Origin of the sequence: Thetidibacter halocola (genome assembly GCF_018224955.1) — a bacterium.
GTDB classification, from domain to species: Bacteria; Pseudomonadota; Alphaproteobacteria; order Rhodobacterales; family Rhodobacteraceae; genus Thetidibacter; species Thetidibacter halocola.
This window is the reverse complement of the sequence record NZ_JAGTUU010000001.1, coordinates 505,225-517,060: the sequence shown is the minus strand read 5'-3', so window position 1 is coordinate 517,060 and position 11,836 is coordinate 505,225. Positions and strand designations below refer to the sequence as shown.

Genomic DNA, 11,836 nt, shown 5'->3' with positions numbered 1-11,836 from the left:
TCTGCCTCTTGTCCGGTCCTGCGGCGCACTATGGAACGGCGGCGCGGCAGAGGCAAATGCGCAGCTTTCGGGTGGCGCGGGCGCGCGTCCTGCGGCACAGACGGCGCATGACACAGACCTCGCTTTCCCTGCGCGCCTGGGCCGAGTTGATCCTGCTCGCCGTGATCTGGAGCGCATCCTTCCTCGCCGTGCGCACCGCGCTGGACGAGATCGGGCCCTTCACCGCCGTGCTGTGGCGCACCGGGCTGGCAGCGGTGCTGCTGGCGTTGTGGTGCGCGCTGCGCGGGGTGCCTTGGCCGCCGCGCCGCTCGCTGGCGCCGCTGGCGGTCATGGGGGTGATGAACACCGCGCTGCCGTTTTCGCTGCTTGCCTGGGGGCAGCAGTTCATCTCGACCGGCCTGACCTCGATCCTGAACGCCAGCACGGCGATCTTCGGCGTGCTCGCGGCGGCCTTGCTGCTGGCGGACGAGCGGCTGACGGCACCTCGCGCGGCGGGCGTGGCGCTGGGATTCGCCGGGGTGGTGACGGTGATCGGCCCCGAGGCGCTGCTTGCCTTCGACCTGACGTCGGCGGCGCAACTGGCGGTTCTGGGGGCGACGCTGTGCTATGCGCTGTCGGGTGTCTGGGCGCGCAAGCGGCTGTCGGGCCTGCCACCCGTGACCGCCGCGCTGGGCATGCTGACGGCGGCCACGCTGGTCATGGTGCCGGTGACGCTGATGGTCGAGGGCGTGCCCTCGGTCGCGCTGCAACCCGCGACCTGGGCCGGCATCCTCTATGCCGCCTGTGCGTCGACGGCGCTGGCCTACCTGCTTTACTACCGCGTGCTGGCGATGGCGGGGTCGGGAAACCTGCTGCTGGTCACGCTGCTGATCCCGCCAATGGCGATCGCGCTGGGCGCCTGGGTGCGGGACGAGGCGCTGCCGCCGCAGGCCTTTGCCGGCCTGGCCCTGCTGGCCACGGGGCTGATGCTGCTGAACCGCCGCAAGCGCGCGAAGATTTGACGGCGGCCCCGCGCCCGCGTAATCCGGTGCGAAAGACGCGAGAGGTGGTGGGGCATGATCTACGAGTCCGCGCGGGACTGGCGCGAGGCGCCGAAGAAGCGGGTAGTGCTGTTCGCCATGTCCGGGCTGGGCAAGACGCATGTCTCATCCATGCTGCGTGACAGCGGCAACTGGTTCCACTACTCGATCGATTACCGCATCGGCACCCGCTACATGGGCGAATACATCGCCGACAACGCCAAGCGGCACGCGATGCAGGTGCCCTTCCTGCGCGAGTTGCTGATGTCGGATTCGATCCATATCGGCTCCAACATCACCTTCCATAACCTCAGCGCTGTGTCAGCCTACCTGGGCAAGCCGGGCGATGTCGCGCGTGGCGGCCTGCCCATCGCCGAGTATCGCCGCCGCCAGGAACAATTCCGCAGGGCCGAGATGCAGGCGCTGCTGGACACCGGCTATTTCATCGATCGGGCGCAGGACCTCTATGGCTATCCGCATTTCGTCTGCGATACCGGTGGCAGCATCTGCGAATGGGTCGACCCCGAGGACGAGGCCGACCCGATCCTGACGCATCTGGGCGCAGTGGCGCTGATGGTCTGGATCCGCGGATCGGAGGCGCATACGGCGGAACTCATCCGCCGCTTCGACCGCGCGCCCAAACCGATGGCCTACCAGCCCGAGTTCCTGACCGGTGCTTGGCGCGACTACCTGGACGCGACCGGCTGCGCCGAGGACGCGGTCGATCCCGACGGCTTCATCCGCTGGACCTATGCCCGCGCCATGGCCCATCGCCAGCCGCTGTACCAGGCGATGGCGGACAACTGGGGGGTCACCGTCGAGGCCGAGGACATGGCCACGGTGCGCGACGCCGCCGATTTCGACGACGTGATCGCTGCCGCGCTGGGCTGAGGCCGGGCGCAAGATCTTTGCGAAAAATCCTGCGGGGGGCTTTGCGCCAGTCCTTTGGCGCCCCCTCTGGATGTTTGCAGCCAAAAGAGGCCCGCGCGGCACCAAGCCTTATCATGGCCCGGCCGCGGGAAGAGCCGGACGGACCGCCTCAGCAGGACGAGATGACCTGCGCCAGCGCCCGCCGCGAGCCCGCCAGCGTGGCGTCCACCACCACGCCGGCCTCGTAGGACAGGACCCGGACGCGGCTGCCTGATTGCAACGCCTGAATCACTGGCGCGGTGTAGGGCAGGTGGGATTCCGGGACGTTGCTGGAATTGGGCCGGAAGGTCAGGGGAAATTGCCGCCCGTCGATCTCGACGATCATGCCGCGCTCGCCGCCGTCGATGCCGATGACCCGCAGAAAGCTCTGTCCCTGGCCGCAGAAGTAGTAGAGCCCGGTCTGACCGGGCACCCCGTCGACCCCGGCATAGCCGACGCCCGCGCCGGTGCGGCTCGCGGCCCAGCCCTGCGTCGGGTCGGCGGGCGGCGCCGGCGTGGTCGCGGCGCTCTCGCCGGTGCAGCGCTGGGCGACACAGGCACTGTAGGCCGGGCTGGCCGGATCGTTCTTGCCCGGCCCGTAAAGGCAGGACCAGACGCAGCGTTGCAGCGCCATGGGATCCTCCTGGGCCCGGGCTGGTGCCGCCAGCGCCACAAGGCCGGCCAAGGCCGCAACGGCGGTTCGAATGGGTTTCATGTCAAATGCTCCAGTCAAGGGAATGGAGCCTCCAGCATCTCGTCGAATCGGTTCTCGCGCAACGCTTGTTCCCCTTCCGGGCTTGGCCTATCTATGGCGCCTGCCGAAACCGGAGACACCTGCGATGCCCATCAAGCTGCCTGCCGACCTACCCGCCTATACCGTGCTGTCGCGCGAGGGTGTCATGGTCATGTCCGAGGATGCGGCCTCGCGGCAGGACATACGGCCCATCCGCATCGGCCTGCTGAACCTGATGCCCAAGAAGATCGCCACGGAGAACCAGTTCGCCCGGCTGATCGGCGCGACGCCGCTGCAGATCGAGTTGTCGCTGATCCGCATGACCGAGCACCAGACCAAGAACACCGCCGCCGAGCACATGGAGAATTTCTATCGCCCCTTCGCCGAGGTGGCCGAGACGGGCGAGAAATTCGATGGGCTGATCATCACCGGCGCCCCGATCGAGCACCTGCCCTTCGAGGAGGTGACCTATTGGGATGAGCTGTGCCAGGTCTTCGACTGGACACAGACCAACGTGCATTCCACCTTCGGCGTCTGCTGGGGCGGGATGGCGATGATCCACCATTTCCACGGCGTGCAGAAGCATCTGCTGGATCGCAAGGCCTTCGGTGCGGTGCGGCATCGCAACCTCGCGCCGGCCTCGCCCTATCTGCGCGGCTTTTCCGATGACATGGTGATCCCGGTCTCGCGCTGGACGGAACTGAAGCGCGACGAGATCGAGGCCGCTGGCCTGACCATCCTGATCGACAGCGATCAGACCGGACCCTGCCTTGTCGAGGACAAGGCGCATCGCGCTCTCTATGTCTTCAACCATTTCGAGTATGACAGCCTGACGCTGAAGGAAGAATACGACCGCGACGTGGCGGCCGGAAAGCCGATCAACGTGCCGGCAAACTACTATCCCGACGACGATCCCGGCAAACCGCCGCAGAACCGTTGGCGCAGCCATGCGCACCTGCTTTATGGCAACTGGATCAACGAGATCTACCAGACGACGCCCTTCGACCTATCTGACATTGGGATGAGATCGACCGACCTGAGGGGGTGACATGCTATTCCGTGCCGTGGCCCTGAGCGCCGCGCTGGTGGTGCCGGGAGGCAGCCTCTGGATGGGTGCCCGGGCCGAGCGTGCCGAGGCCGAGGCCGAGCGGCGCTGGCCGCCCGTCGGCGGCTTTGTCGAGGTGGACGGAACGCGCGTCCATTACGTGCAGCAGGGGCAGGGGCCCGACGTGGTGCTGATCCACGGGGCGGGCGGCAACCTGCGTGATTTCACCTTTTCGCTGATGGGCCGACTGGCGGAAAGCCACCGCGTGACGGCGTTTGACCGGCCGGGGCTGGGCTATACCGGACGGCCCGATCCGTCGGTCACGGGCGCGTTCAACCCGCGCGCCGAAAGCCCGCAGGTGCAGGCGGCGCTGCTGGCGCGGGCGGCCGGGGCGCTGGGGGTCGCGGCGCCGGTCGTGCTGGGCCATTCCTATGGCGGTGCGGTTGCGATGGCCTGGGGGCTGGATCACCCGGCTTCGGGGCTGGTGATCCTGTCGGGGGCGGTCATGCCGTGGCCAGGCTCGTTGGGGGCGCAATACAAGGTGCTGGGATCCGGGATCGGCGGCGCGGCGGTGCCACTGGTCGTCACGGCCTTCACCGATCCGATGCAGACGGGGTCGGTCGTGAACTCGATCTTCGAGCCGCAGAGCGCACCCGAGGGGTATCTGGATCATATCGGGCCGGGGCTTAGCTTGCGGCGCGAGACGCTGCGCGCCAATTCGCGGCAGGTGAACACGCTGCGCCCGCACGTTGTGTCGATGTCGGAACGCTATCCATCCCTGTCCCTGCCGGTCGAATTCCTGCATGGCGATGCCGACACGATCGTACCCTTGAAGGTCCATGCGGAGCGCGCGGCGCCGCTGATCCCGGCTGCGCGGCTGACCGTGCTGGAGGGGATCGGCCACATGCCGCATCACGCCCGCGAAGGCGCGGTGATCGAGGCGGTGCGCCGCGCGGTGGCGCGGGCGGGGGGCTGAGGCGCAAGGAGCAGACCGGGACCGGCATCGCCCGGCCGTGGGGGCGACCCGTCGATGGCGCGGCGGCGCTGCGCGCCTTTTTCCGCGCTCGGCTGCGATCTGGTTAACAACATATTGATCATAAATAATAAATCATGCTCCAAAGTTTCGCGCGCGAAACATTGGAGCAGACTTGCCGACCTATCTGAACCGCGTTCCTTCCGGGTCGAACAGCGCCTCGGTCAGCAGGCGGGCGGGGCGCATCTCTCCCAGGATCTCGATCTCGGCCTCCAGTCCCGGCGCGGCGCGCTCACGCGGAACCAGCGCCAAAGCGACCGATGTGCCCGCGTGGTGCGAATAGCCGCCCGAGGTGCAGAAACCCGCCACCGCGCCGTCGATCCAGATCGGCTCGAACCCTTGTACGTCGGCATCCAGCGCGTCGACGGCAAAGGGCGCGAGCCTGCGCGCGGGGGGTGTCGCGCGCTCGGCCTCCGCCGCCGCGCGGCCGATGAAATCGCCCTTGGACCAGGCGATGAACCGATCCAGACCCGTCTCGGCGGGCGTGTAGTCGGGTGAGAACTCCCGCCCCCAGGAGCCGAAGAAGCGATCCAGCCGCAGGCTCATCATCGCGCGCATCCCGAAGGGCGCCATGCCATGCGCCTTGCCCGCCTCCCACAGGGTCGACCAGAGTTGCCGCTGGCCCATCGGGTCGCAGTAGATTTCATAGCCGAGGTCGCCCGTGTAGGAGACGCGCTGCACCAGGCAGTCTGTCATGCCGACGACCATCTCGCGCGCGTCGAGGAAGCGCAGGTCGACCGGGTCGCGGGTGCAGGCGGCCAGCACCTCGGCGGCCTTTGGCCCGGCGATCTGGAAGCCGGTGATGCGGTCGCTGACGTTCTCGACCGAAACGCCCTCCTCGAGGTTCTGCAGGAACCAGCGCATGTGGTAGGCCTGCGCGCCGTAGCTGGCGGTCAGCTGGAAACTCTGCTCGCCAAGGCAGGTCACGGTGAAATCGCCGATGATCCGGCCCGCGGGCGACAGCATCGGGTTCAGCGCGATCCGCCCCTGCGCCGGGATGCGGCCCGCCATGATCCGGTCGAGCCACGCCCGTGCGCGCGGCCCGGTCACGCGATACTTGCCGAAGTTCTGCAACTCGTTGATGCCGACGCCACTGCGCACCGCCGCCACCTCTCGCGCGGTCGCCTCCCAGGCGTTCGATCGGCGGAAACTCGGCGTCTCGTACCGGGGTTCGTCGCCTTGGGCAAAGTAGTTGACCACCTCCAGCCCGTATTGCTGGCCCCAGACCGCGCCTAGACGATCGAAGAGGTCATACATCGGCGTCGTGCGGTTGGGGCGCGCGGCGGGCTTTTCCTCGTTCGGGTAGGCCACAGAAAAGCGCGTCTGGTAGTTCTCGATCACCTTGGGCAGCGTGTAGCCCGGCGTGATCCAGTCGCCGAAGCGTGCCACGTCCAGCGCGCGGGTGTCGCGCTCGCATTCACCATCGATCATCCATTGCGCCAGCATCAGGCCGACACCGCCGCCCTGGCTGAACCCCGCCATCACGCCGCAGGCCGACCAGTAGCCGCGCAGGCCCGGGATCGGGCCGACCAGCGGGTTGCCGTCGGGGGCAAAGGTGAAGGGGCCGTGGATCACGCGTTTCACGCCCGCGCGTTCCAGCACCGGGAAGCGGCGATAAGCGAAGGCGATCGAATCCTCGATCTTGTCGAAATCGTCGGGCAACAGTTCATGGCCAAAGGTCCACGGCGTGCCATCCACCGCCCAGGGGCGGCAGGGCTGCTCGTAGAAGCCGATGCACAAGCCACGCCCCTCCTGGCGGAGATAACTTTCGCCTGCAGGGTCCATTACATGGGGATGTTCTGCCTCGCGCTCATAGATCTCGGGGATGTCGTCGGTCACCACATACTGGTGTTCCATCGGGTGCAGCGGCAGGTAGACGCCCGCCATCGCCCCGACCTCGCGCGCCCAGAGCCCGCCCGCGTTGACCACGTGCTCGGTGTGGATCGTGCCCTTGTCGGTGACCACGTCCCAGGTGCCGTCGCGGCGCTGGGTGGTCTCGTGCACCATGCAATGCGTTTCGATCGCAGCACCGCCCATGCGCGCGGCCCTCGCATAGGCATGCGTCGTGCCGGACGGGTCGAGATGCCCGTCGAGCGGGTCGTAGAGCGCGCCCCTGATGCCGTCGAGGTTGATGAGCGGCGAGAGTTTCGCGATCTCCTCGGGGCCGATCAACTCGGTGTGCAGGCCCATGTAGCGGTGCTTGGCGCGCTCGGCCTTCAGCATGTCCCAGCGTTCGGCATTGTCCGCCAGCGTCACGCCGCCCACGTGGTGCAGCCCGCAGGACATGCCGGTCAGTTCCTCGAGCTCGCGATAGAGCCGGATCGTGTAGCCCTGCAGCGCCGCCATGTTGGTGTCGCCGTTCAGCGTGTGGAACCCGCCTGCCGCGTGCCAGGTGGAACCCGAGGTCAGCTCGGAGCGTTCCACCAGCGTCACGTCCGACCAGCCGAGTTTCGTCAGATGATAGAGCACCGAACAGCCGACGACCCCGCCGCCGATCACGACGACCCGTGTGGTGGTTTTCATGGAACGCTCCGTTGCCAGCCTATGCGGGCAGGGGACCAAGGCTCGTCCACGCGGGCTTGTCCGTCTGCGACAGGTCGTGTCGTTTGGTGATCGCGCGTTCAGCCGCGCCTGCACCATGCCTGCGCCTCGGCCGCCATGGCCTTCGGCCACAGCGCGTCGAAACCGGCGATGACGCGATAGCTGCGCGCGAACAGGCCCTGCGCCTGGGCCCCGGTCGGCCCGACATTGCCCAGCGGATTGCCCGCCGCCTGTGCGGCCCGTTCCACCTGCGCCATCGCGGCCAGCAGGTCGGGATGGCCGAACTGCCCCATCAGGCCCGTGTCCGGGGGCAGGTCGAACATCGCGTCGATGGTCTCGACCGCGTCGCGTGTCTCGACCAGCAGGCAGAAGATCAGCCTGTCCTCGATCTCGCTTGCATTTTCCGGCATCGCCTGACCCCATCGCGAATGCGCAAGGAACGGGTCGAAGCCGCGCACGCCAAGCGGCGGATAGCGCATGGAGGCCACCGCCGCGCGGGCATCCCCGGCGTTGCGGACCTGCGGAAAGACGACCCCCTCGGCGCCGGGGGCCGGCACGCGCTTGACGGTTGCGGCGTCGATCCGGTCCACGCGCACCGTCGGCGCACAGTCGAAGCCCTGTGTTGCGGCGATCATCGCATGCACCTGTGTCACGGAGGGCGAGTGGATCGTGACGACATGTACGGTCATGCGGCCCTGCGTGCCATGCAGGCGCTGGCGGAATGCGCTCATGTCTCTATCCTTCAACGAATTCGATTGGAGCGAACCGTCGCACGGATGCCTTCCTGCGCCGGACAAAAGGGAGTCCCGCCATGATCCTGAGCATCCTGCGGCGCCTGCGCCAGCTGTCACGCCGCATCCATGTGCGGGTGATCCTGCTGGCGATTCTGGCGCTGCTGGCGCTGGCGGGGGCGATGGCCTTCGGCCACATGATCCCGGCCGATCTGGGCCGGGTCGTGGGCGCCGATGCGGTGGATGCGATCCTGCAGACGCTGGCCTCGTCGATGCTGGCGGTGACGATCTTCTCGCTGACCGTCATGGTCACGGCGCTGAACAATGCCGCCGCGCAATGGACGCCGCGCAGCCACCTGGTGCTGCGCGAGGACGCGGTGACGCATTCAGTGCTGGCGAATTTCCTTGGCGCGTTTCTGTTCTCGCTGGTGGGGATCGTGATGCGTGCGGCGGGGCTGTTCGATGACCGGGGCGTGGTATTGCTGTTCTTCATGACGCTGGGCGTGGTCACGCTGGTGATGGTCTCGCTGATCCGCTGGATCGTGCATCTCGAGGGGTTGGGCAGCCTGACCGATACCGCCGCCACGCTGGAGGCCGAGGCGGCGGACGCGCTGCGGCGGGCGGCACGGATGCCCTGCCATGGCGGGCACGCGCTGACCGAGCCCGGCAACCAGATTCCCGAGGACGCGGTGCCGATCCGGGCGCGGCGAAGCGGCTACCTGCAACAGGTGTTCGAACAGGCGATCCAGACAGAGGCGGAGGACAAGGGCCTGCGCGTCTTCGTCACCGTCCCGGTGGGCGGCCACGTTCTGGAAGGCGGGGTGCTGGGCTTTGTCGCCGCCGACCGGGGCGACGTGGGACAGGCGCTGGGCCTTGCCGCCCGCACCGTCCTGGCCGAGGCGTTGCCCCTGTCGGCGCTGCGCAGCTTCGAGCAGGATCCGCTGTTCGGCGTGACGGTTCTGGCCGAGGTCGGAGTGCGCGCACTGTCGCCCGGCATCAACGACCCGGGCACTGCGATCGACGTGGCCTTCCGCCTGTCGCGCGTTCTGGCCGAGGCGCGCGACCCGCCCGCCGATCCGCCCGCCTGCAACCGGCTCTGGGCGCCGCCGGTGACCGCCGTCGACTGCCTGCACGCCGCCTATGACGGCATCCTGCGCCATGCGACCGACGCACCCGAGGTGCGGCGCGCGGTGATGCAGGCGCTGGATGCGCTGGCCGCGCTGGAGGGCGCGCGCGACATGGCCCGTGCCGCCACGGCGATGGCGGCGGACATGGCTGCGGCAGACGCCTGACACGGCCCGCAACCGGGTTGCCCCGCCGCGACGTCCTGCTACCGTGCCCGCCGCAGGAGGAGGGCGCGACATGCAGGCTGACAAACCACGGGACGAGGCTGCGCGGCTGCGCGCGCTGCGCGATTACGACATCCTCGACAGCGGGGCCGAGACCGGCTTCGACGAGGTCGTGGCCCTGGTTTCCCGGCTGCTGGACGTGCCGGTGGCGCTGGTCAGCCTGGTCGATGCCGAGCGGCAATGGTTCAAGGCACGGGTTGGCCTGGACAGGGCCGAGACGCCACTGGATCAGTCGATCTGCGCCCACGCGATCCTCGGCACCGAGTTGCTCGAGATCCCCGACACCACGCGCGACCGGCGCACGATCGACAACCCGCTGTGCTGCGGCGGGCTTGTGGACCTGCGCTTTTACGCCGGTGTGCCCCTGATCGCGCCGGGCGGTCAGGCGCTGGGCACACTCTGCGTGCTGGACACAAGGCCGCGCGTGCTGACCGACCTGCAGCGCAACACGCTGCGCGTGATGGCGGCACAGGTGATGCGCCAACTCGACCTGCGGCGCGCGTTGCGCGCCGAGGCGGTGCTGCGCGACGAGATCGACCACAGGGTGAAGAACTCGCTCCAGACCGTGGCCTCGCTGGTGCGGCTCTACCGGGCCCGGGCACAGGGTGACGAGGCGCGCGAAGTGCTCGACGCCGTGGCCCGCCGCATCGGCGCGGTGGCGGACCTGCATGGCGCACTCTACCGCGCCGGAACGCCCGGCTCCGTGCCGCTGGACGACTACCTGGGCCGGGTGGTGGCGCTGCTGACGCGGCAGGCGCCCGAAGGCGTGCGCGTCGAGGCGGTCCTGGCGCCGCTGGTTGCCAGCCCCGAGGCGGCGCAGGCGCTGGCGGTGATCGTCAGCGAATTCGCGGCGAACGCCTTCAAGCACGCCTTCGGCGCGGGACAGGCGGGCGCGGTGCGGGTGTCGCTGCGCGACGAGGACGGGGCGCTGCTTCTCGAGGCCCACGATACCGGCGGGTCCGCCGCGCCAGAGGCGGGTGACACGGGCGGCGGGATCGGGTTGCGCCTGATGCAGGCGGCGGCCGACCAGCTGGGCGGCAGCCTGACCATCGGCCCCGGGCCCGAAGGTTATCGCCTGGAGCTGATCGTGCCCGCCCGGCCCGTGGCCTGAGCCGCGGCGCGCGCCGGGCGGTCAGGCCGCGACGGTCTCCAGCGGGCGCACCTTGAGCTTGGTGATTCGGTTGTTCTCGCGCGCGATCACCTCGAAGCGGAACCCGTGGAAGGAAAACACCTGCCCGACGGTCGGGATCATCTGCGCCTCGTGGATCACCAGGCCTGCGACGGTGTTGGCCTCGTCATCGGGCAGCACCCAGTCCGTCGCGCGGTTGAAGTCGCGAATCGTCATCGCGCCGTCAATCCAGTAATGGCCGTCTTCGGCGGTCTTGATCGGGTGCTCTGCATCCGGGTCGAACTCGTCGGTGATCTCGCCGACGATCTCCTCGAGGATGTCCTCCAGCGTGATCAGCCCCTGCAGCGCGCCATATTCGTCCACCACCAGCGCGAAATGCGTCCGGCGGCGCAGGAAGTTGCGCATCTGGTCGTCGAGCGAGGTCGTGTCGGGGATGAAATAGGGCTTCATCATCACCTGCGAGATATCGAACTCGGCCAGGGCCGTTGCCATGGCCTGATCCTCGCCCACCAGCTTGTACATGGCGCGCAGCAGGTCCTTGGCGTGGATCACGCCGATGATGTTCTCGGGATCGTCGCGATAGACCGGCAGGCGCGTATGGCTGCTTTCCAGGCACTGTTCCAGGATTTCCTGCGGCGCGGCATCGCCGTTGATCATCTCGATCCCCGAGCGGTGCAGCATGATCTCCTCGACCGTGCGGTCACCCAGGTCCAGCGCCCCCAGGATGCGGTCGCGGTCCTCTTTCTGGACGACGCCCTCGGAATGGCCCAGCTGCAAGGCGCCGGCGATTTCCTCGCGCACCGCCAGGATGTGACTGTCGGGATCGGTGCGCACGCCGAAGATGCGCAGCACGCCGCGCACCAGCATCCGCACCGCGGAGACCACGGGCGCAAAGACCTTCACGATCACGGTGATCGGTCGCGCGACATAGGCGGCGGCGGTCTCGGGGTTCGTGATGGCATAGGTCTTGGGCAGAACCTCGGCGAAGATCAGCACCAGCACCGTCATCACCAGCGTCGCCAGCGCCACGCCGCTTTCGCCGAACACTCGCGTCAGCAGCGCGGTGGCCAGCGACGTCGCGAGGATATTCACCAGGTTGTTGCCAAGCAGAACCGAACCGATCAGCCGCTCGCTGTCCTCGGTGATCGTCAACGCCAGCGCCGCACCCTTGTTGCCCTTGTCCTGGGCGGCGCGCAGCTTGCCCCGGCTGGCCGCGGTCAGCGCGGTTTCCGACCCCGAAAAGAAGGCCGACATCATCAGCAGTCCGAGGATCGACAGGGCTGTCATCCAGAAGGCGGCGTCGAGCAGGCCGGACTCGGCTTCCATAGGGCGGGGTTTCCTTTATTC

Annotated in this window: 10 protein-coding genes; 6 read left to right on the top strand and 4 right to left on the bottom strand. The window is 68.3% G+C overall.

Going from position 1 to position 11,836, the window contains the following annotated elements; translation table 11 throughout:
• Positions 1–107 precede the first annotated feature (107 nt).
• Both KB874_RS02285 and KB874_RS02280 read left to right on the top strand, forming a co-directional pair.
• Entirely contained in the window at positions 108–1,001 is an 894-nt protein-coding gene (locus KB874_RS02285) for a DMT family transporter (protein WP_249200203.1), read from the top strand.
• Positions 1,002–1,055: 54 nt separating this feature from the next.
• A complete protein-coding gene (locus tag KB874_RS02280) occupies positions 1,056–1,910 on the top strand; it encodes an ATPase (protein ID WP_212534913.1) in 855 nt (284 codons plus the stop codon).
• A 148-nt stretch (positions 1,911–2,058) separates the two neighbouring features.
• Here the strand turns inward: KB874_RS02280 and KB874_RS02275 are convergent, their stop codons facing one another.
• Positions 2,059–2,643, bottom strand: coding sequence for a hypothetical protein (locus KB874_RS02275; RefSeq protein WP_212534912.1), 585 nt, complete (start codon positions 2,641–2,643; stop codon positions 2,059–2,061).
• 124 nt (positions 2,644–2,767) lie between these two features.
• Between KB874_RS02275 and KB874_RS02270 the strand changes: the two genes are divergently transcribed.
• Together KB874_RS02270 and KB874_RS02265 are read left to right on the top strand one after the other, a co-directional pair.
• A complete protein-coding gene (locus KB874_RS02270) occupies positions 2,768–3,709 on the top strand; it encodes a homoserine O-succinyltransferase (protein WP_212534911.1) in 942 nt (313 codons plus the stop codon).
• Position 3,710: 1 nt separating this feature from the next.
• Positions 3,711–4,682 carry an alpha/beta fold hydrolase gene (locus tag KB874_RS02265; RefSeq protein WP_212534910.1) on the top strand — a complete coding sequence of 324 codons (972 nt, stop codon included), beginning with the start codon at positions 3,711–3,713 and terminating at the stop codon, positions 4,680–4,682.
• 180 nt (positions 4,683–4,862) lie between these two features.
• Here the strand turns inward: KB874_RS02265 and KB874_RS02260 are convergent, their stop codons facing one another.
• Together KB874_RS02260 and KB874_RS02255 are read right to left on the bottom strand one after the other, a co-directional pair.
• Positions 4,863–7,262, bottom strand: a complete 2,400-nt coding sequence (locus tag KB874_RS02260) for a GcvT family protein (RefSeq protein ID WP_212534909.1) — start codon at positions 7,260–7,262, stop codon at positions 4,863–4,865.
• A gap of 98 nt (positions 7,263–7,360) precedes the next feature.
• Entirely contained in the window at positions 7,361–8,011 is a 651-nt protein-coding gene (locus tag KB874_RS02255) for an aldolase/citrate lyase family protein (RefSeq protein WP_212534908.1), read from the bottom strand.
• Between the two features lie 80 nt (positions 8,012–8,091).
• Between KB874_RS02255 and KB874_RS02250 the strand changes: the two genes are divergently transcribed.
• A complete protein-coding gene (locus KB874_RS02250) occupies positions 8,092–9,303 on the top strand; it encodes a DUF2254 domain-containing protein (RefSeq protein WP_212534907.1) in 1,212 nt (403 codons plus the stop codon).
• Between the two features lie 70 nt (positions 9,304–9,373).
• Positions 9,374–10,471, top strand: a complete 1,098-nt coding sequence (locus KB874_RS02245; RefSeq protein WP_212534906.1) for a sensor histidine kinase — start codon at positions 9,374–9,376, stop codon at positions 10,469–10,471.
• Between the two features lie 21 nt (positions 10,472–10,492).
• On the opposite strand, the gene KB874_RS02240 is transcribed toward KB874_RS02245, so the two are convergent.
• Positions 10,493–11,815 (bottom strand): HlyC/CorC family transporter, encoded by a 1,323-nt coding sequence (locus KB874_RS02240; protein ID WP_212534905.1) that lies wholly within the window; start codon positions 11,813–11,815, stop codon positions 10,493–10,495.
• Positions 11,816–11,836: the final 21 nt, after the last annotated feature.